The sequence below is a fragment of the Streptomyces sp. STR69 genome (assembly GCF_024519455.1).
Lineage (GTDB): Bacteria > Actinomycetota > Actinomycetes > Streptomycetales > Streptomycetaceae > Streptomyces.
The window spans coordinates 41,727-62,042 of record NZ_JALJRY010000030.1 but is presented as its reverse complement, the minus strand read 5'-3'; the positions used below and the strand labels follow the sequence as shown (position 1 = coordinate 62,042).

The window sequence follows — 20,316 nt, the reverse complement described above, 5'->3', positions numbered from 1 at the left end:
TCCGGGGTGACGGTAGCAGTCGATCATGAGCGGTCTAGACCAAAGCGCCGAGTCTGTTCCAGCGGGACATGCCCGACCGCGCGCGCAAAGGCTCGGCGAGTTCCGCGAGGGCCCGCTCCAGCCCGTGCAGATGGGCCAGCGCGGGTTCCGCCGGCGGCCGGGCCGCGGTCGCCGTGAGCGGCGACGGATCGCCGTCGGTGAGCGCCTCGACCGCGGTCTCGACGCGGCGGCACGCGGCGGCGAGGCGGGTGTCGTGGGATACCTGCGGGTCGGCGACCACCGTGGCCAGGCCGCGGATCTCGCGGGCGCAGTCGTCGAGCAGGACCAGCACCCGGCGGGCACGGCGTTTACGGCCGAGCATCGGGTTCAGCGGGTGCACGAGGGGTGCGACGGAGAGCCGTACCCGGCCGAGGAGTTGTTCGAGTTCGGTGACGCGTGCGGCGGGGTCGACCCGGCCGGATCCGGCGAGGCGGGTGGCGGCCTCGGCGGTGCAGGTGTGGACGCAGCGCAGGGCGCGTTGGATCCAGGCGTCCGTGGTGGTGTGGGTGGTCACCGGCAGTACGAGGAGCACGGCCAGTACGGCACCGAGCGCGCCGACCCCGGTCTCCGCGAACCGCAGGGCCAGCAGGCCGGGGTTCAGGACGCCGAGGAGGCCGTAGAGCAGCTCGGCCATCAAGGTCACCGAGAGCATCATCCAGGTGTAGGAGACGGCGGCCGAGTAGAAGATCCCGAAGACACAGACGGCTACCAGGATCGCGGTGGGGACGGGGGCGCCGTGCACCGGTACGGCGACGAGCAGGCCCAGGGCGATGCCGAGGACCGTGCCGAGGACGCGGCGGAAGCCTCGGACCACCGTCTCGCCGCGCGAGGCGGTGTTGACGAAGATCCACCAGGTGGCGCCGACGGCCCAGTACCAGCGCTGCCCGGACACCAACTGGCCCACCACGAGGGCGAATCCGGCGCCCGCGGTCGCCTGGACGGCCTGCCGGGTGGTCACCCGGGCCAGACCGCGGCCGGCCGGCGGGGCGGGTACGGCGGGCGGGGGCAGTCGGCGTTCGTAGCACCACAGGCCGAAGCGGACCGCCGCCGCGGTGAGCACGGAGAGCGCCACGGCGGCGTAGAGCGCGGGCAGTTGGTCCGTGGTCGCGTGCAGGAACTGGGCCACGAAGAAGGTCATGAACGCGAACACGCCGAGGCTGTGGCCGCGCGGTCCCCAGCGGCGGGCGTAGACGCCGGCGCCGACGACGGCGAGGAAGGTGAGGTCGCGGGCGACGGGGTGGTCGTGCAGTTCGGCCGCGGCGGCGAGCACCGGGAGGCCAACGCAGGGCAGGAGGACTGTGGTCACGGCCTGGCCGCGCACTGTGGCGTCCGTGACCGTGAACAGGGCGAGCAGCGCGGCGAGACCGCCGGTCACGGCGCCCGCGAGGGACTGCCCCATCAGCCCGCAGACGACCACCGCGAGACCGATGCCGAGGACGGCTCGCGCGGCGAACCGCAGCCGCGTCCGCCCCGGGTCCGGAGCCACGAACACCCGCTTCAGCACTGCTTCCCCGCCCCTTGCACACACCCACACGAAAAAGGCGCCGCGGAGGTCCGCAGCGCCATCGACGCGCCCATCACAACATCACCGGGGAGGGTGGCTCAAGTGACCTCCGGATCGCTGGTCCATTGGCACAGCACAATGCATTTGGGCCATTGGTACAGTCACGTGTCATGAGCGTGGACGAACTCGACACCCGCATCCTGCGGCTGCTCCTGGAGCAGCCGCGTACCAGCGTGCGCGAGTACGCCCGTCTCCTCGGCGTCGCCCGGGGCACACTGCAGGCCCGGCTCGACCGGCTGGAGCGGGACGGCGTGATCACGGGTACGGGTCCCTTCCTGTCCCCCGCCGCTCTCGGTCACCCGGTGCTCGCGTTCGTGCACATCGAGGTGACGCAGGGGCATCTCGACGAGGTGGGGGACGCGCTGGCCGCCGTACCGGAGATCGTCGAGGCGTTCTCGATCACGGGTGGCGGGGATCTGCTCACCCGGGTCGTGGCGCGGGACAACGGTCATCTGGAGGATGTGATCCAGCGGCTGATCAGCCTGCCGGGGGTGGTCCGTACCCGTACCGAGATGGTGTTGCGCGAGCGCGTCCCGCACCGGTTGCTGCCACTGGTGGAGGCGGTCGGCCGCGCGGCCGGCAAGTGACCCTTGGCATCCTGAGGTCATGAGCAACCTCGGCGGCCTTTCGGTCATCTTCGATCTCGACGGAACACTCGTGGACAGCGAGCCGAACTACTACGAAGCCACCCGGCAGACCCTCGCCGAGCACGGCGTCCCGGACTTCACCTGGACGCAGCACGAGCGCTTCGTCGGCATCAGTACCCAGGAGACCCTCGCCCTCCTCAAGGAGCGCTACGGCCTGAAGGCGCCGGTGGAGGAGCTGCTCGCGGAGACGAACAGCCGTTATCTGGCGCTGGCCCGGGCCGCCACGCGCGTGTATCCGGAGATGCGGAAGTTCATGGAGCTGCTGGCTGCCGAGGGAGTGCCGATGGCGGTGGCCTCGGGTTCGTCGCCGGAGGCGATCGAGGCGATCCTGACGGGGACCGGGCTCGACGCGGTACTGCGGACGGCGGTGTCGGCGGACGAGGTGGCGCGGGGCAAGCCCGCGCCGGACGTCTTCCTGGAGGCGGCCCGCAGGCTCGGGGCCACTCCGGCCGACTGTGTGGTCCTGGAGGACGCGGCTCCGGGCGCGGCGGCGGCGCACGCGGCCGGCATGCGCTGCATCGCGATCCCGTACGTGACCGCGCAGGCCGGCGCCCCCGAGTTCGCCACGGCGGGGCTGCTGCTGCGGGGCGGCCAGGCGGAGTTCAGCGCGCAGGGGGCGTACGACTGGCTGACCTGACCTACGGGGCAGCGAGAGAACAGCCCAGGAACGGGCCGCACGAAAAGGTCCGCGGGAAACCCGAATGCGCCCGCTTGTTCGGTTCTGGGAGCATGCTGCAATGATCGACCGACTCGAACCGCTGGTCATCCGGCACACGCTCCGCGTCCCCACGCCCACGGGTCCCGTGGGTGAAGGCGCCACCGTCGCGCGGCAGTTCGACGCAGTGCTGCTGTCCGTGGGCTTCAAGCTCTCCCCGGAGCTGCTGGCACGACTGTCGGGGCTGTCCGAGGAGACGGTCGTCCGTATCGCCGGCCGCACCCTGCGGACCGTCCGTGCGATGGTCGGCGACCACGTCCGGCACAACGTCTACTTCATCAATTTCCCTGCCGACGTGCCCGACACCGTGGACTTCTGGATGGCGTGCGTCGCCGACGCGCTCCGCGACGAGGACACCTCGGCCGCGACGCTCAAGCAGTTGCGGACCGGCGTGGTGAACCTGCTCGACCTGCCGACCTACGGCACGTACCAGCACACGTACGCCGAAATGCTGGCCGCCCAGGACGAGTTGATCGCGGCGGCCGGCGACCGGATCACGGTGCTGCACCCGGGCGGCGACCTGGCCGGCGAACTCACCGCCCTGTACCTGGCGTTGGCGGACAGCACCACTCCGCTGGGCGAGGAGCACCTGCACGATCTGCGGGCGCTGGCCGAGCGGTGCGCCGACGGGCCGCAGCCCGAGGCGATCCCGGTCCGGGAGAACCGCGCGGTCGTCAACCAGGCCCGCCTCAAGGTGGGTTCGGGCCTGCTGCTGGACACCGTCACCGATGTGCTGCGGCTGGCCTGCGCGCTGTCGGACGGCGATGTGACGCTGGCGGAGCCGACCCGCTTCCGGTCGCTGTCGCGTCCGGCGCGGCGGGCGCTGCTCGCGGGGCTGGACTCGGTGGTCGCCGCGTCGCCCGCCAAGCTCGCCGACGTGGCCGCGCACCGCGAGGAGTGGAAGCGGCTCGGTGAGCGGCTGCACCCGCACGAGTACCCGCGGTGGCCGCACGCCGCCGACGTGTTCGCGGTCGCACGGGGTGAGCTGAAGGCGCGGTCGTTCGACGGCCGGGTCGAGGAACTCCTCGCGGAGAACGATGTGTTGGGCGCGGTGAAGCTGCTGAAGTCCGCGCCCGGCAAGCTGTTCCGCGCGCTGGACCGGCTGCTGCGCACCGCGCTCACGCAGGAGGAGCGGGACGCCGTGGTGGCCGCCGCCGAGGAGGTCGCGCCCGAGGTGTCGGGCCGGGTGGTGCTGTCGGTGCGCGAGCATCTGCACAACAGGGCCCGGGAGACCGGGGAGTTGCGGGTGTTCGTGAACCGGCGCGGCCGTGCCTGGGTGACCGACGACGAGCGGACGGTCGTGGGGCCGGCGGAGCGGGCGCGGCTGATCGCTGTGCTGGACGACGAGACGCGGCGCCGACTGCCTTCTCCGGAGCGGCTGTTGATCGATCCGGACGTGCTCGACGTGGCGCTGCCGCTGAGCGGGAAGGCGACGGCGGCCGGGCTCGGGGTGCTGCCGCGTGGGTCCGTGTCGGCGGTGGAGGGCGAGTTGCTGCGTTTCTTCGTGTACTGGAAGGAGTCCGAGCAGCGCACCGACTTCGATCTGTCGGCGCTGATGCTCAACGCGGACTACTCGACGAACACCTGGTTGTCGTACACCTCGCTCACCGACGTCGAGGGTGAGCACTCCGGTGACATCACCGAAGCGCCGGACGGGGCCTCGGAGTTCATCAATCTGCGGCTGGGTGCCGTGCGCGGGGCGTTCGTCGTGCCGCAGGTCAACATCTTCGCGGGCGAGGGCTTCGAGGAGGTCGAGGAGTCGTTCTTCGGGTTCATGCTGCGCGAGGGCGAGCAGCGGGGGCGGCCGTTCGAGCCGCGTACCGTGCGCATGAAGTCGGAGCTGCGCGGTGCGGGGCGGGTCGCGCTGCCGCTGGTGTTCCTGCGCGGGGAGGACGGCCGCTGGCGGGCGAAGTGGCTGCACCTGTACCTCAAGGGCAGCCCGTCCGCGAACCGGGTGGAGGAGAACCGGGTGACGGTGGCGAACCTGCTGCGCGGCATCGTGGAGCGTGAGCAGCTCACGGTGTGGCATCTCGTCGGCCTGATGAGCAGGGAGGCGACCGAGGTGACGTTCTGGGACGGCGAGACGGTGCCGGACGGTCCGGTGACCTACATCGGCCTGCGCCGCCCGGACGAGCTGCCGGAGGGCTCGCGGATCGTGACCCTGGAAAATCTGCGCGACCTGATTCCCGCCTGACTGCTATCGTCGGCCGTGGCGAGGCCATGAACGGACTTCCTTCTCATCTTCCTAATGAATTTAGTCCGCTCGCTTTCCTCGCCCCCGACGTTGCGTGAGGGGTGCCCCAGGGCACCCCTCACGGCGTTCCCCCACTTGAAACGCACTTTCCCCACTTGTGGGACAATCCTCTATGCGCGGATGAAAGGCCACTTCAGTGAGCAGAGCGAACGACGGGGCCGAATACGGCAGCCTGCGGCTCGACCGCTCGGGTCAGGCCGAGGCCTTCGACGCCATCGGGGACCGCTACGACGAGGCCTTCCCGCACAAGGAGGGCCAGATCGCCGCCGGTGACTGGCTGGTCGAGTCCCTCGGCCCGGGCTCCCGGGTGCTGGACCTCGGCTGCGGCACCGGTGTGCCCACCGCCCGGCAGCTGGCGGAGGCGGGCTTCGAGCTCGTGGGCGTGGACCTGTCCCGGCGGATGGTGGAGCTGGCGCAGAAGTACGTCCCGGCCGGCACGTTCCACCAGCTGGACCTGGCCGACCTGCGCCCGGGCGGCCCGACCGACCTGGGCCGTTTCGACGGCGTCGCCGCGTTCTTCTCCCTGCTGATGCTGCCGCGCGCGGAGATCCCCCTCGCCCTGCGCACGATCCACCACCTGCTGACCCCGGGCGGTCTGTTTGCCCTGTCGATGGTGGAGGCCCATGTGGACGACTTCGCGATCCCCTTCCTCGGCAACACGATCAGGGTCTCCGGCTACCTCCTCGACGACCTGCACAAGATCCTGGACGACGCGGACTTCGAGATCGTGAAGGAGACCTCCTACACCTACGCCCCGGCGGTGGCCGACGTCCCGCCCGAGGAACAGGTCTTCCTCTGCTGCCGACGGCGCGACTGAGGCCGTAGCACCGACCCGGCGGCAGTGCCGCACCAGTGGACGGGACGAAGCGTGACGGAGCCACACAGCCCCCGCGAAGGCCCCGCCGGAACCGCCCGGCGAGGCGGTTCGGCGAGCGGCCCGGCCCCGGTCCCGCCGCCGGATCCGGGATGGGACCGGGTGCCTCTCGCGGCCGTGCCGCAGACCGACCGGCTGCAGTACCTGGACGTGGCGACCCGGCGGATCGCCCGCGGGATGGACCTGGACGAGACACTGCGGGAGCTGCGGTGGGCGGCGGTGCCCGCCTTCGCGGACGCCATCGTCATCCACCTGCACGATCCGCTGCCCGTCGGGGACGAGAAGTCGTCCGCGCCCGTCGTCCTGCAGCTGCACAGCATCGACCGGGCACCGGAGGCGAGGACGGCGCTGCTGATGCCGCACGCGGAGTACGCGGACGTGACCGACCGGGTGCAGCCGACGCTCGACGGCCGGCTCTCGAAGCTGCTGCTGGCCGGGCAGCCAGCCTTCGGCGACGCGGACGACATCGGGCCCGCGGTGGCCGAACTGCTGGGGCCCACGGCGAGCGCCCCGGGGACGCTGCCCCAGGGCCGGAGGCTGATCATCGCCCCGCTGCACGGCCGCCACCACGTCATGGGCACCGTCGTGCTGCTGCGCCGACCCGACCGTTCCGTGTTCACCGGCGACGATCTGCTCGTCGCCTCCCAACTGGCCACGCACACGGCGATCGGCGTCCAGAAGGCGGTGATGTACGGACACGAGGCCTCCGTCGCGGACACGCTGCAGCACACGATGCTCCCGTCCTCGCTGCCCGAGCCGACCGGTGTCCAGCTGGCCAGCCGCTATCTGCCCGCGTCGAAGACCGCGCAGGTCGGCGGCGACTGGTACGACGCGATACCGCTGCCCGGCAACCGGGTCGCGCTGATCGTCGGCGACGTCATGGGCCACTCCATGACCTCGGCGGCGATCATGGGCCAGCTGCGCACCATCGTGCAGACCCTCGCCGGTCTCGACCTGCCCCCGCACGAGGTGCTGCACCACCTCGACGAACAGGCCCAGCGGCTCGGCAGCGACCACATCGCGACCTGTCTGTACGCGATCTACGACCCGATCTCGCACCGCCTCCTCATGGCCAACGCCGGCCATCCGCCCGCGGTGCTGCTGCGCCCCAACGGCCACGCGGAGGTCCTGCGGGTCCCGCCGGGCGCGCCGATCGGTGTCGGCGGGGTCGTCTTCGAGTCGGTGGAGATGCCCGCGCCCACCGGCACCACCCTGGTGCTCTACACCGACGGCCTGGTCGAGTCCCGGGACATGGACGTGGGGACGGGCGTCGAGGCCCTGCGCACCCACCTCCAGTCCACCCGGCACGGGCACCGGCTGTCCTCGCTGGAGCGGCTGTGCGACCGCATCCTCGCCGCGCTGGCGCCGGGTCCCCGCGACGACGACATCGCGCTGCTCACCGCCCGCTTCGAGGGCTTCCCGCCGGACAGCGTCGGCTACTGGCACCTCGACCCGCACCCGCTCACCGCCGGCCAGGCCCGCAGGCTGACCCGCCGGGTGCTGCGCCGCTGGGGCCTGGACACCCTGCTCGACACCACGGAACTCATGGTCAGCGAGGTCGTCACGAACGCCGTGCGGTACGCCTCGCGGCCGATCTCCCTACGGCTGCTGCGCACCGACGTGCTGCGCTGCGAGGTGACCGACGACTCGCCCCAGGTGCCCCGGATGCGGGAGGCGGGGCCGGGTGACGAGGGCGGTCGCGGACTGTTCCTCGTGGACCGGCTCGCGCAGCGCTGGGGGGCGACACGGCTGAGCACCGGCAAGGTGGTGTGGTTCGAGCAGCGGATCCCGAAGGAGCCGCCGTATCACGGGAGTTGACGCTCAGACCGGGCCGACTCCCGTGCCACCCTTGAGGCGTTCCAGGTCGGAGGGCCGGACCTGGATGACGACGACGGCGATCAGCGCGGCGACGACGGTGAAGATCGCCGCCATGACGAACGCGGCCGAGACCCCGGCGGTGAGGACGTGATCGCCCCAGATACCCGGGAGTTGGCCGGTGCGCCGGAAACGGATGCGCTCGGCCGGGGTCGCCCGGGACAGGAACGCGGGGATCTGGTCCTTCGCCTCGTTCCTGCTGGCCGTGCCGAACATCGTGACCAGGATGGACAGCCCGAGCGAACCACCCACCTGCTGCATGGCGTTGAGGAGTCCGGAGGCAGCGCCGGTCTCCTGGACGGGGACGTCGGAGAGCGCCATCAGGGTCAGCGAGACGAACTCCATGCCCATGCCCAGGCTGAACACCAGCATCGGGCCGAGCACACTGCCCGCGTAGGTGGAGTGGACGTCCGTCAGCGTCAGCCACGACAGGCCCCCGGCGGCGAGGATCGCGCCCACCACCATGAACGGCTTCGGCCCGTAGGTCGGCAGGAACCGCGAGGCCAGGCCCGCGCCGACCGCGATCACGGCACTGACCGGCAGGAAGGCGAAGCCGGCCATGAGCGGGCTGAAGCCCAGCACGTCCTGCACGAAGAGGGTGAGGAAGAAGAACATGCCGAAGATCGCCGCGGAGAGGCACAGCATGATCGCGTACGTGCCCGCCCGGTTGCGGTCGCGGAACATGTGCAGCGGGGTGATCGGCTGCCGGGAGCGCCGCTCGACCAGGACGAACCCGGCCAGGACGACGACGGCCGCGCCGAACGAGGCCAGGGTGAGCCAGTCCCCCCAGCCCTCCTGCGCGGCCCGGATGAAGCCGTACACCAGCAGCACCATGCCCACGGTGGAGGTCAGCGCGCCGGTGATGTCGAAGTGGCCCGGGTGGCGTTCCGACTCGCGGATCCAGCGCGGGGTGGCGAGGACGATGAGCAGTCCGATGGGCACGTTGACGAAGAGCACCCACCGCCAGTTCAGCCACTCGACGAGGATCCCGCCCATCAGCAGCCCGATCGCGCCGCCGCCCGCCGAGACACCGGCGAAGACCCCGAACGCCCGGTTGCGCTCCGGTCCTTCGCGGAACGTCGTACTGATGAGGGCGAGGGAGGTCGGCGAGGCGATGGCACCGCCGACGCCCTGGAGGGCACGGGCGGCGAGGAGTTCGCCGGAGTTCTGGGACAACCCGCCGAGCAGGGACGCGAGCACGAAGAGCAGCACGCCGAACACGAACACCCGCCGCCGGCCGAGGATGTCACCGGCCCTGCCGCCGAGCAGCAGCAGACCGCCGAAGGTGAGGGTGTAGGCGTTGACGACCCAGGCCAGGCTGGTGGTGGAGAACCCCAGCGCGCTCTGGATGTGCGGGAGCGCGATGTTCACGATGGTGATGTCGAGGACCACCATCAGCTGACAGGAGGCGATCACCAGCAGCGCCATGGTGTTTCCGCCACCGCCCGTGTCCCGGGTGGTGGCGGTCTGCGCTGGGGAGACTTGCCGAGGGCCGCTGCTCATGGTGCTTCGCACTCGCGAGAGGTCAGTGGACGGTCACGCCCACCGGATGCTCACCGTTCGACGGTACGCCCGGCCCCCGCTCCCCACCACTCGATCATCAGCGGCCGAGCCGCTAGGTTCACTCATGACAGGACATGGGGAGAGACCATGGGTGACCGTGGTAGTCGTCGACGGCACACTCAACGCCTTGGCGGGAGAAGCGACATGACCAACGTCGACGTACACCAGCATCTGTGGACCCCCTCGCTGGTGACGGCGCTGCGGGCCCGCCGCGAACCGCCGTATCTGGACGGCTGGACCCTGTTCCTGGACGGTGAACCGCCCTTCGAAATATCGCCGACCGACCATGACATCGCCCGGCGCGCGGAACTCGCCGCCGCCGACGGTCTCGACCGGGTGCTCGTTTCGCTGTCCGCCCCGATCGGCGTGGAGTGGCTGCCCGCGGAAGAGGCACGGCCGCTGCTCGACGCCTACCACGACGGCGCGGCGGCGCTGCCCGAGCCGTTCGGCGCCTGGGCCGCTGCCTGTGTGCGGGACATCGACGCGACGGCGACCGCGAAGGACCTCGACCGCGGCTTCGCCGGTCTCCAGCTCCCCGCCAACTCCCTTGCGGACGCGGCCGGTTACGACCGCTGCGCCCCGCTCCTCGACCTGCTCGAAGAGCGCGGCCTCCCTCTCCTCGTCCACCCGGGGCCCGCGGTGGGCTCCTCGGCGGACCCCGGCTGGTGGCCCGCGATGGTGCCGTACGTCCAGCAGATGCACGCCGCCTGGTACGCCTTCCACGCCTTCGGCCGGCCGCGCCATCCGGGCCTGCGGGTGTGCTTCGCCCTGCTGGCCGGACTCGCCCCGCTGCACGGGGAACGGCTGGCCGCCCGGGGCGGCGGACCCGGGCGGGCCGACCTCGGGGTGTTCGTCGAGACGTCGTCCTACGGCCCGACCGCCGTCGAGGCGACCGTCCGCGCCCTCGGTGTGAACGCCGTGGTCCAGGGCTCGGACCGGCCGTACGCCGAGCCGCCGCGGCATCCGGGTCACGGGCTGGGCGGAGCGGCGGCGTACGCCTTCCGCATCGCCAATCCGCGCAGGCTGCTGACCGGGCAGGGATGAGAAGGGGCAGCGCTACGGCTCCTCGCTCGTCCTACGTCGCGAACGTCCGGCGTCCTGCCCGCGCTGCCGCCAGGGCCGCCATCGCCTCGCGGGCCCGGTCGGCCAGGTGGGGCGAGCCCCAGGCGAGGGCGATGTGCTCGGCCAGGGTGTAGTTGTCGGCCGCCGGACCGTCCTCGCCCAGGAGCCGGTAGAGGTCGGCGAGGGCGTGGGCGAGGGGGCGGGTCGCATAGGCGGCTCCGGCCGCGCCGGCGAGCTGGTCACGGACCGGCAGCAGCTGCGGGACCAGTGCCGACGCCATGTCCAAGTCACCGTGGAGTACCGCGAGTTGGGCGCGGAAGTCGAGTTCCAGGCCGTGCAGATGGTCCGTCACCGGTTCCGGCGGGCAGCGCACCGCGAGTGACTCGTCCAGTCTGCCGAGGCGGGCCAGGATGAGGGCGAGCGCCACTCCGACGGGGGCACCGACGGACTCGTACACCTTCCGCATCACCGGTTCGATCTCGGCCGCCCGGTCCTGGGCGAGCCGGATGGTGACCAGTCCCAGCGTGCGCAGTCCGCGGGCGTGGTGCGAGCCGACGCGTCGCAGGAGTACGTCGGCCTCGGCGTACCCGGCCTCCGCCGCGTCGAAGCGGCCGGCGACCGTCGCCAGCATGGCCGAGGTCGCGACACCCAGGCCCTGCGCCCACACCATGCGGTAGCGGTGGGCGAGTTCGAGTCCCAGCGCGGTGTGCCGGCGTACCGCGGCGGGGTCGTTGAGCGTGCCGGCGGTCATGCCGTCGAGGTGTTCGCAGACCCAGCGGTAGGCGGGCAGGTCGTGCGCGTGGGCGAGCCCGCGGAGTTCGGCGACCAGCGGGGTCCGCGCGGCGGCCTGCGTCTCCAGGGGAAGGAGCCTGGCCGAGATCATCAACGCGGCGGCGAGCAGGCGTGGTTCGCCGTTGGCGCGGGCCAGCGCCAGTTGGGTGCGGGCCGCCTCCAGGGCGTGCGGCGGGTTCTCGGCCGCCACCGCTTCGACGTAGACCTGCAACACCCGTGCGCGGGTGGGGTCGTCGAGGCCGGGATCGGAGGCGAGGCGTTCCAGGCGTTCCAGCGTGGTCCGGTCGCAGAAGCTTTCCAGTCTGCTGCGCCAGGGCGAGGGTTCGGTCCAGGCGCCGTAGACCGCGGCCACCAGGTCGCCCCGGTCGGCCTGTTCGGCGAGTTCGACGGCGCGCTGCCGGGTGCGGCGGGCCGCGTCGGTGGAACCGGCCCTGATCTGCGCGCCGAGCAGCCGCACCAACAGGCCTACGGTGTCGTCCAGTTGAGCCGGTTCGGCGGCCGGTCCCGTGGCCACGGTATGGGTCTCGATCGCCTGCTGGATCAGGTCCACGGCGACGTCGTGGGCGTAGCGCCGTTCGGCCGCCTCGGCGGCGCGGAGCGCGTAGTCGACGGCGAGGGGCGCGTGCGCGGTGCTGCCGGAGTGCGCGAAGTGGTGGGCCAGGGCGGCGAGTTCGTGCGGCCGGTGGCGGCGCAGCGCCTGCGCGATACGGGCGTGCAGCCGGGCCCGTCGTACGCCGGACAGGTCGGTGTACACGGTGTCGCGGACCAGCGCGTGCACGAACCGGACGCGTCCGGGTCCTGACTCGGTCAGCAGGTCCGCGGCGAGGGCTGCGTCGAGGCCCTCCAGTACGGCGTCCTCGTCGGCGTCGGCCGCGTCGACCAGGACGGTCGCATCGGCCTCCAGGCCCACGACCGCCGCGAGCCGCAGGGCCGAGCGGGCGGTGGCGGGCAGCAGGGCGAGCCGTCTGCGCAGGACGTCGCGTACGCCCTGCGGGACCTCGGAGACGGCGACGAGGGCACCCTCGCCGGCCAGCAGCCGTGCGCTCTCCAGGACGTAGAACGGGTTGCCGCCGGTCCGTTCGGCGAGGGCCGTGACCGTCCACGGGTCCACCGGTTCACCGCACACGGCGTCGACCACGGTGGCCACGTCGTGCGGGGCCAGACCGCTCAGTGCGATGCGCCGGGGTGCGGCAGGGGCGAGGTGGGCGAGGGTCTTGCCCAGGTGCTCCCCCGCCTCGGCGGGCCGGTAGCTGGCGACGGTGAGCAGGGGTACGCCCGTGACGGTGGACGCGGCTTCGAGCAGGGCGAGGGTCTCGCCGTCTGCCCGGTGCAGGTCCTCCAGGACGACGGCGAGCGGGAACTCACCGGCCGCCGCGCGGAGCCAGGCGGCGAAGTCGCGATGCATCCGGAAGCGGCCGGCGGTCGCCTCGTCCCGGGTCGTGACGGCCCCGCTGTCCTGCTCGCGCAGCAGTACGGCCAGTTCGGCGGGGCGCGTGGGCGGCAGTTCGCGGGCCAGCGCACCGAGCGCCTCCGCCCAGGCCCAGGCGGGCGGCGCGCCCTCGTGCTGAGGGCACCGCCCGACCACCACCGTCCATCCGGCCGACCGCAGCCGCCCTTCGACCCGCCCGAGCAGCGCGGACTTGCCCGCCCCGGCCTCACCGGTGACCAGCACGACACCGCCCCGCCGCCGGGCGGCCCGCGCGGCGGTGTCGACCGCGTGCAGTTCACTGTCACGGCCCACGAAGAGGGGGGCTCCGGTGCGTGGTTCACCGCCGTGGCTCAGGACGAGGTCGGTGTCCGCGCCCGGTTCGCCGCTGAACGCGTCGGACCCGGGCGGGTGCTCGCCACGCCTGTCGGCCAACACGCTTGACGGGGCGGGCAGTTCGCCGTGGTGGGGCACCTGGGCGCGCAGCACGTCGAGCCGTCCGTTCAGTACCGCCTGTTCCAGTTCGGTCAGTGCCGGGCCGGGATCGCAGCCGAGTTCCTCGCGCAGCACCCGGGTCGCGCCCCGCAGCGCGGCGAGGGCGTCGGCCTGTCGTCCGCAGGCCCACTGGGCGAGGGCGAGCAGCCGCCATCCCTCCTCCCGCAACGGGCTTTCCCGTACGAGGAGTTCGGCGGCCGGAACCGCCTCGGCCGGGCGTCCGGTGCGCAGGTCGGCGGCGACGGCGAGTTCGCGGGCCTCGGCGCGAAGCGCGGTCAGGCGGGTCACCTCCGGCTCGGCCCATGCCTCGTCCGCGTGTTCCGCGAAGGCCGGGCCCTGCCACCAGGCGAGCGCCTCGGCGAGCAGGGCGCGGGCCTCCTCGGCCGGGGCGTTCCGGGCGCGGGCCACCCGGGTCTCGAAGCGCCACGCGTCCACCGCGTCCTCGGGCAGCCGCAAGGCGTAGCCGGGCGGCGAGGTGACCAGCACGGTCGCCGGGGTGCGCGGCGGCCGGCCCGGTTCGAGGGAGCGGCGCAGGTGGGACACGTAGGTGTGCAGGGAGACCGTGGCACGGTCCGGCGGTGCGCCGCGCCACAGCGCGTCCGCGATCCGGTCGACGGGTACGACGGTGCCGCGGGCCGCGATCAGCAGCGCCAGCACGGCCCGTTGGCGCGGAGCACCGAGTCCGACCGGTCGCCCCTCGTCATCGGCGCCCAACGAACCCAGGACTCGAATACGCAGCACGGCGCGGGAATCTACCCGAGCCGTGGTGCAGACCAGTCAACAGACGATAAACGCCGTTCCCACGGGCCTGCGGAGATCAACGAAGCCATCGCGCCAAGTGGACGCCAAGAGGGCCGTACGACCCTGGGAGGCTGTTGCCGATATCCGATCGTTGGAGCAAGCAAGCGTGTCACCCACCAGCACCACGGACGAACTTCCCACGGCCGAGCGTCCGTACACCCACGAGATGATCGTGATCCACCGGGTCTTCCGCCGCGAGTCGGCGTATCTGCCCCGCCTGGTACGGGCCGTCCCCGACGGCGACACGGCCCGCGCGAGGAAGGTCGCGGAACACCTGCGCGAGTACGTGACGGGACTGCACAGCCACCACTCCGTCGAGGACGACCTCATCTGGCCGCACCTTCAAAGCCGCGCCGCAGACGCCCAGTTGGTGTCGCGCATGGAGCAACAGCACCAGCACATCGACGTGAGCCTGACGGTCGTGACGGAGTGGACGGCCGCCTGGCAGCGGGCCGCGGACCCCATCGCCGGCGAGGAGTTGGCGCTCGCGTTGGAACAGCACTCCGCAGTGCTGCTCGAACACCTCGACGACGAGGAGCAGTTGGTGCTGCCCCTGGTCGCGGAGCAGCTGTCGGCCGAGGAATGGGACCTGGTCGGACGCCGTGGGCTGGAACGGATCCCCAGGAACAGGCTGCTGCTCGCGCTCGGCGCGATCCTGGAGGACGCCACGCCCGAGGAGCGGGCGTACTTCCTCGACAGGACCCCGCTGGTCGGCCGACTGCTGTGGAAGGCCGTGGGCCGCCGCCAGTACGCCGCCGCCTGCCGGGCGATACGCGGCCCGCTGGACGGGGAGCAGAGCCGATGACCCTTCTCGACTCCGCGCCGCTCGACGTCCTGGACGCCTACCGCACCTGCGAGTTCGTCACCCTCGGCCGCGACGGAACACCGCTGGCCTGGCCGACCGCCGTGCGGCGGCGGAAGGACGGCACGCTCCTGCTGAGCACGTCCCTGGCCTTCGCGCAGAAGGCGCTGAACATCCGCCGGGACGGCCGCGTGGCCCTCCTGTTCTCCGACCCCACCGGCAGCGGCCTCGACCACGCCCCGCAGATCTTCGTCGGCGGCCGTGCCGAGTGCCCCGACGAGATCATGACGGGCCCTCGGGGAGCCGAGGACTACTGGCGGATGCTCTTCGAACGGCAGCCGCACAGCAGGTCGTATGTCGCCGCTCCCCTGCGGTCGTTGATGACCTGGTACTACCTCCGGCTGCTGATCACCGTCACCCCGGACCAGATCGTCGTACGACCGCCGCTCCCCGCGTCGGACCAACAGGGCGCGAAGGCAGGGCATTCGCTGCCGGGCGCGGCCCAACTGGCCGGTTTCTCCTCGGCGGTGCTCGCCGCACGCGACGCGTCCGGGGCACCGGTGCTCGCCCGGACCCGGCCCGTGCCGACCGAGGACGGCTTCGCGGTGGAGGTGCCGGCCGACTGCGCGGCGACCGCGGGTCCCGCCTCGCTCCTGGTGCACCGGCACGACGAGCGGCTGAACCACATGCACAACGCCCTTGTCCGGGGCACCCTGAAGGCCGTTGACGACGGCTGGCTGCTGGTCCCCGCCAAGGTGGTGGAACCCATGGGCACGGGCCGCCCGACCGACGCGATCCGCGTCCTGCGCGACACCCGCCGCGCCACCGCCCGCTATCTGGAACGGCGCGGCCTGGCTCGCCCCCGGGTGCGGTGGGACGAGTTCAAGGCCTTGGTGGCATCCGCGAAACGGATGTGACGGACCGTCAGTTCGCCGCGTTCATCAGGTCGAGCGCGCTCTGTTGCCGGGCCGCGTCGGTGGAGTCCAGCGGCCCGGCCCAGTGCAGCCCGTACGCGTCAAGGGCGTTGCGGTCGTTCGCGTACGCGGCGGTGGCCTGGCGCGCGATGTACGAGGTGTAAGGGCGGTCGGACAGGCGGGAGTTGAAGGCACTCAGCCCCCGGATGTAGGCCCCCTTGAACGACGGCCCGTCACCACCGCAGCCGCTCGCCTCGCACGGTTCCCGCAGGATGCCGACGGAGTTGAGGGCCGTCGACGTGGTCGAGGCGTCGCCGATCTGGCGGCCGGTGGTGAGGAGGGTGGAGTCACCGGTAGCCCGGTACAGCTCCGAGAGACCGCCGAGCAGGACACCTTGGTTGTACGACCATGTGGTGTCGCCGTTGTTGCCGCAGGTCGCCAGGTTGATGCCGTCGTTGACCAGATGGGAGCCGTTGATCATGCCGGTGCCCTTGAACCACGACCACTCGGCGTTGGCGCGCCCGAGGTACGTCGTGTCGCCCGCGATGCGGTTGTGCAGGGCCGCGTTCAGCTCCAGGTAGAGGGAGTTGGCGATCGCGTTCTTGTAGGTCCTGGCGGTGCTCCACCAGACCCCGCCACCGCAGGTCGAGTCCCAGTAGCGGGCCATGTAATCGGCGTCGGCGCGGGCGGTGTTGAGGTAGCGGGAGTCACCGGTGAGGTCGTACGCGTCGACCCACGCCAGTCCCCACCAGCCGGTGTCGTCGATGTAGTCGTTGGTGAAGTTGCCGCCCTGGGCCGAGAGGTTGCGGTCGTAGGTGTTGGCGATGGCGTACTTGTAGCTGCCCATGCCGGTGACGCGGATGTTGTCGATGAGGGCGGTCAGTGCGTTGGCGGAGTTCCACCAGCCGGTGGTGTCGAAGAGGCCGGTGCCCAGGTTGTAGGACTGCATCAGCGCGGTGGCGGCGGCAGTTGGGCGGCTGCCCGCGTTCCACGTCGTCCGGGCCCACTGCGTGCAGGCGATCTCGGCCCGGTCACCGGCCTTGCCGCAGGCGCGCAGGGCGCCGACACCGAGGGCGTTCCAGTCGTCGACGTTGTACATCAGGGTGCGCCAACCGCCTTGCCCCGCAGGGATGGTGGTGTCGCCGAGCTTGCTGCCCGAGCTCCAGGTGCGCCCGCCGTCGAAGGAGCGGTCGAGCCAGACCTCGTCACCGGGGCTGCCGTTGGTGACGGAGGCCCAGCCCATCGCGTCGGTGTCGTCGAAGTGCAGGGTGAGGGTGCGGGAGTAGATGGTGGCCGACACCGGTTGGCGGTCCACCGGGGACAGGGCGGGGTCGCGGGCGTCGCAGTACTTGTTGCAGATCGTCGCCTCGGCGGCGGCGGTCGCGACGCCGGTGGAGACCGGCACGAACAGGGCCAGGGCGGCGATGAGGCCGGTCCCGACTCGCCTGATGCGTCTTGCTGTTGAGTTCATGCCGGCTCCATCGAGGTGGGGGAAAGGGAGCGGTCAGCCCAGGCGCCACTGCTGGTTGGCGCCGCCGTTGCAGGACCAGAGCTCGAGCGCGATGCCGTTGACGTTGCCTGCGGGCTGGTCGCCACCGGTGACGTCGAGGCAGAGGCCCGACTGGGTGCCGGTGATGGTGCCGTTGGGGTTGAGGCTCCACTTCTGGTTGGCGCCGCCGTTGCAGGTGTAGAGCTGCACCTTGGTGCCGTTGCTCGTCTGGTTGTTGTAGGCGTCCAGGCACTGCGTGCTGCCGTAGAGCCGGAGTTCACCGGCGGCGGTGATGGTCACGGCCTGGTTGGTGCCGCCGCCGCAGTCCCAGATCTCGATCTTGGTGCCGGGGGCGGTCTCGCCGTTGTAGGCGTCGAGGCAGCGGTTGGAGGAGGCGCCGATCAGGGGATGCGTGGTGCCGACGCTGGTGCCGCTCCCTGCGGAGACCCGGTACATGACCGAGCCGTGGCCGGGGACGCTCGCCGAGATGGTGCCGGTGGTGCTGCTGATCACGTGCGACCAGAGGTTGTTGAGCTTGTACGACGACGCCGACGGGAGGCCGGCCGCCGTCGCGGAGGTGGTGATGGTGGCCGCCGAGGAGTTCTCGTTGAAGAGGACCACCGACACGTCGCCGTTGGCGAGGGGCTTGGAAAGGACGTGCAGGCCACCGGAGTTGGAGATCTCGGTGCCCTGCTTGCCCAGGGAGTCCTGGTCGACGGCGATGACGTCCTTGTTGCCGTAGAGGGAGAGCGTGGCCGCCGTGGCCTTGCGCAGGTCGGTGCCGGCGATCAGGGGCGCGGCCATCTCCGACCAGAGGCTGAAGTGGGAGCGGTCCTCGGTGAACGACATGCCGTTGCCGACTTCGAGCATGTCGGGGTCGTTCCAGGCGCCCGGCTTGGCGTACGCGGCGAGTTTGACGTTGGCCTTGTAAATGGACACCACGGTCGAGAAGTTGACGTTGATGTCGTCGGTGGTGCGCCAACTGTTGCCGACGCCCGCGCCCCAGGTCCACACGTCGGCGAGGCCCCAGTTGCAGAGGCTGTAGACGATCGGACGGCCGGTGGCCGCGAGGGCGTCGCGCATCGCGGTGTAGCGCTGCTGGTCGGGCACGTTCTGGTGGTTGCAGTTGTCGTACTTGAGGTAGTCGACGCCCCAGGCGGCGAAGCTGTTGGCGTCCGTCTGCTCATGGCCGAGGCTGCCGGGGTAGCCGGCGCAGGTGGCGGTGCCGGCGCTCTCGTAGATGCCGAGCTTGAGGCCCTTGCTGTGCACGTAGGCGGCGGTGCCGCTGATGCCGTTCGGGAACTTGACCGGATCGGGGACGAGTTGACCCGCCGCGTTGCGGGACGAGGTCATCCAGCAGTCGTCGATGTTGACGTACTGGTACCCGGCGTCCTTCAGCCCGGAGGAGACGAGATAGTCGGCGGTCTGCTCGACGAGTTGCTCCGTCACGTTGCAGCCGAAGGCGTTCCAGTCGTTCCAGCCCATCGGGGGCGTCCTGGCGAGGCCGTTGTCGAGGGCCTGGGCGGGTGGTGCGGCGCGCAGCACCAGCAGGGCCGGGACGAGGGCCAGCAGCAGCGCCATGGCGAGGGCGGCGCTCAGGCGTCTCTTGAACGGTGCGGGAACGGTCATGTCGAGGTCTCCTGCTTCGCCGTGTGGGGCCGGACGAACTCACCGTTGGAAACGTAACCATCGTGAGGGTTCCACCAGCCGGGTTCGGCCGTCAATGGTCCGAACCAGAATGTCCCAGCGATGAACTGCCCGTGCCGGCAGAGGCGTTGACGGCCTCCTGAGTCGATGACAACGTTTCCATCACCCGCATCCTTGGAGGCCACCATGTCCCTGCGCCCCTCCCGGCGAGTGCTGATCGGTTCCGGTCTGGCCGCGCTGACGGCGACAGCCGCAGCACCGGCGGACGCGGCCGAACGCCCGAGCTCCGCAAGGGCGTTGTCCCGCGCGAGAGACGCCTACTCCGCGCTGAAAAGACACTTCGACACGACGGACGGCTCCGGGCTCGTCCGCGAGCAGATCCCGGCGGCCGGCGGCGACAACCCGTACTCGTACGAATGGCCCTTCTCGCAGGTGCACATCGCCGCCCTCGATCTCGCCGCCGTGGACCCGGAGTCGGAGCCGGAACTGTCACGACGGGCGGCGGCGCAAGAGCACTACTGGAACGCCGGCGGAGGCACCACCGGCCTCCCCGGTTACGCCTCCTACCCCGTCGCGCCGTACGGCTCGGGCGGGGACATGTTCTACGACGACAACGAATGGGTCGGCCTGGCGAAGGTCCAGCGGTATCTGCAGGCCGGGGACACCGCCGCGCTGGCCCGCGCCAAGGAGATCTTCGCCCTGGTGCGGTCCGGCTGGGACACCGACAGCGGTCATGCCGCGCCGGGCGGGGTCTTCTGGACGCAGGCCGGCTGGAGCCACGACCGCAACACCGTCTCCAACATGCCGGGCGCCCAACTCGCCCTGCGCCTGCACCAGATCACCGGCGAGGCCGACTACCTGGACTGGGCGAAGCGCCTCTACGACTGGACGAACACCCACCTCCAGAGCCCAAGTGGCCTGTACTGGGACCACCTTGACCTCCAGGGGACCATCGAGAAGACCTTCTGGTCCTACAACCAGGGCGTGCCGGTCGGTGTGGCGGTGCTGCTGTACCAGGTGACCCGCGACCGCGCCCACCTGCGTCGGGCGGAGCGGGTTGCCGCCGCCGCGTACGCCTACTACGTCACGCAGGGGCGGTTGTTCACCCAGCCCGTGTTCTTCAACTCGATCTTCTTCAAGAACCTGCTGCTCCTGGAGTCGGTGACCGGGAAGGACACCTACCACCGGGCGATGAGCGACTACGCCGACCAGGTGTGGGACACGATGCGCGATCCCGCCACCGGGCTCGTGCACTTCGACACGGCCGGTGGCACCCAGGCCATCCAGCAGGCGGCATTGGTGCAGCTCTACGCCGTGCTCGCCTGGTCGCGCACCAAGTGGCGGACGCTTTACTGAC

The 20,316-nt window shown here is 71.4% G+C and carries 14 protein-coding genes; 9 read left to right on the top strand and 5 right to left on the bottom strand.

All coding sequences use genetic code 11. The features are described 5' to 3' along the window. Window positions 1-34 precede the first annotated feature (34 nt). On the bottom strand, window positions 35-1,543 hold the full coding sequence (locus OC490_RS39055) for an FUSC family protein (RefSeq protein WP_262062788.1): 1,509 nt from the start codon (window positions 1,541-1,543) through the stop codon (window positions 35-37). Between the two features lie 170 nt (window positions 1,544-1,713). On the opposite strand from OC490_RS39055, the gene OC490_RS39050 reads away from it, so the two are divergent. The 5 genes from OC490_RS39050 (at window position 1,714) to OC490_RS39030 (ending at window position 7,911) form a co-directional block, all read left to right on the top strand. Then, window positions 1,714-2,190, top strand: coding sequence for an Lrp/AsnC family transcriptional regulator (locus OC490_RS39050; RefSeq protein WP_262062787.1), 477 nt, complete (start codon window positions 1,714-1,716; stop codon window positions 2,188-2,190). Between the two features lie 19 nt (window positions 2,191-2,209). Beyond that, entirely contained in the window at window positions 2,210-2,887 is a 678-nt protein-coding gene (locus OC490_RS39045; RefSeq protein WP_262062786.1) for an HAD family hydrolase, read from the top strand. Between the two features lie 100 nt (window positions 2,888-2,987). Continuing rightward, on the top strand, window positions 2,988-5,159 hold the full coding sequence (locus tag OC490_RS39040) for a hypothetical protein (RefSeq protein WP_262062785.1): 2,172 nt from the start codon (window positions 2,988-2,990) through the stop codon (window positions 5,157-5,159). Window positions 5,160-5,355: 196 nt separating this feature from the next. Further along, entirely contained in the window at window positions 5,356-6,036 is a 681-nt protein-coding gene (locus OC490_RS39035) for a class I SAM-dependent DNA methyltransferase (RefSeq protein WP_262062784.1), read from the top strand. 159 nt (window positions 6,037-6,195) lie between these two features. After that, on the top strand, window positions 6,196-7,911 hold the full coding sequence (locus OC490_RS39030) for an ATP-binding SpoIIE family protein phosphatase (RefSeq protein ID WP_262062783.1): 1,716 nt from the start codon (window positions 6,196-6,198) through the stop codon (window positions 7,909-7,911). 3 nt (window positions 7,912-7,914) lie between these two features. On the opposite strand, the gene OC490_RS39025 is transcribed toward OC490_RS39030, so the two are convergent. Beyond that, window positions 7,915-9,396 (bottom strand): MFS transporter, encoded by a 1,482-nt coding sequence (locus OC490_RS39025; protein ID WP_262062782.1) that lies wholly within the window; start codon window positions 9,394-9,396, stop codon window positions 7,915-7,917. Window positions 9,397-9,675: 279 nt separating this feature from the next. Between OC490_RS39025 and OC490_RS39020 the strand changes: the two genes are divergently transcribed. Beyond that, complete coding sequence (locus OC490_RS39020; protein WP_262062781.1) at window positions 9,676-10,575, top strand: amidohydrolase family protein; 900 nt, start codon at window positions 9,676-9,678, stop codon at window positions 10,573-10,575. 31 nt (window positions 10,576-10,606) lie between these two features. Here the strand turns inward: OC490_RS39020 and OC490_RS39015 are convergent, their stop codons facing one another. Beyond that, complete coding sequence (locus OC490_RS39015; protein ID WP_410099235.1) at window positions 10,607-13,963, bottom strand: BTAD domain-containing putative transcriptional regulator; 3,357 nt, start codon at window positions 13,961-13,963, stop codon at window positions 10,607-10,609. Between the two features lie 250 nt (window positions 13,964-14,213). Here OC490_RS39015 and OC490_RS39010 point away from each other — a divergent pair, with 250 nt between their 5' ends. Then, on the top strand, window positions 14,214-14,912 hold the full coding sequence (locus OC490_RS39010) for a hemerythrin domain-containing protein (protein ID WP_262062779.1): 699 nt from the start codon (window positions 14,214-14,216) through the stop codon (window positions 14,910-14,912). Next, entirely contained in the window at window positions 14,909-15,826 is a 918-nt protein-coding gene (locus OC490_RS39005; RefSeq protein ID WP_262062778.1) for a pyridoxamine 5'-phosphate oxidase family protein, read from the top strand. Before OC490_RS39010 ends, OC490_RS39005 begins: the two co-directional genes overlap by 4 nt. A gap of 7 nt (window positions 15,827-15,833) precedes the next feature. On the opposite strand, the gene OC490_RS39000 is transcribed toward OC490_RS39005, so the two are convergent. Further along, complete coding sequence (locus tag OC490_RS39000; protein ID WP_262062777.1) at window positions 15,834-17,294, bottom strand: glycoside hydrolase family 76 protein; 1,461 nt, start codon at window positions 17,292-17,294, stop codon at window positions 15,834-15,836. 33 nt (window positions 17,295-17,327) lie between these two features. After that, complete coding sequence (locus tag OC490_RS38995) at window positions 17,328-18,941, bottom strand: glycoside hydrolase family 27 protein (protein WP_262062776.1); 1,614 nt, start codon at window positions 18,939-18,941, stop codon at window positions 17,328-17,330. A gap of 204 nt (window positions 18,942-19,145) precedes the next feature. On the opposite strand from OC490_RS38995, the gene OC490_RS38990 reads away from it, so the two are divergent. Continuing rightward, the gene (locus tag OC490_RS38990; RefSeq protein WP_262062775.1) at window positions 19,146-20,315 is read left to right on the top strand and encodes a glycoside hydrolase family 76 protein; all 1,170 of its coding nucleotides are present in this window, start codon (window positions 19,146-19,148) and stop codon (window positions 20,313-20,315) included. Window position 20,316: the final 1 nt, after the last annotated feature.

Coding starts and splice junctions, on each gene's coding strand:
- OC490_RS38995 (WP_262062776.1), bottom strand. CDS start 18,941: ATGACCGTTCCCGCACCGTTCAAGAGACGCCTGAGCGCCGCCCTCGCC.
- OC490_RS39000 (WP_262062777.1), bottom strand. CDS start 17,294: ATGAACTCAACAGCAAGACGCATCAGGCGAGTCGGGACCGGCCTCATC.
- OC490_RS38990 (WP_262062775.1), top strand. CDS start 19,146: ATGTCCCTGCGCCCCTCCCGGCGAGTGCTGATCGGTTCCGGTCTGGCC.
- OC490_RS39025 (WP_262062782.1), bottom strand. CDS start 9,396: ATGGCGCTGCTGGTGATCGCCTCCTGTCAGCTGATGGTGGTCCTCGAC.
- OC490_RS39040 (WP_262062785.1), top strand. CDS start 2,988: ATGATCGACCGACTCGAACCGCTGGTCATCCGGCACACGCTCCGCGTC.
- OC490_RS39045 (WP_262062786.1), top strand. CDS start 2,210: ATGAGCAACCTCGGCGGCCTTTCGGTCATCTTCGATCTCGACGGAACA.
- OC490_RS39050 (WP_262062787.1), top strand. CDS start 1,714: ATGAGCGTGGACGAACTCGACACCCGCATCCTGCGGCTGCTCCTGGAG.
- OC490_RS39020 (WP_262062781.1), top strand. CDS start 9,676: ATGACCAACGTCGACGTACACCAGCATCTGTGGACCCCCTCGCTGGTG.
- OC490_RS39005 (WP_262062778.1), top strand. CDS start 14,909: ATGACCCTTCTCGACTCCGCGCCGCTCGACGTCCTGGACGCCTACCGC.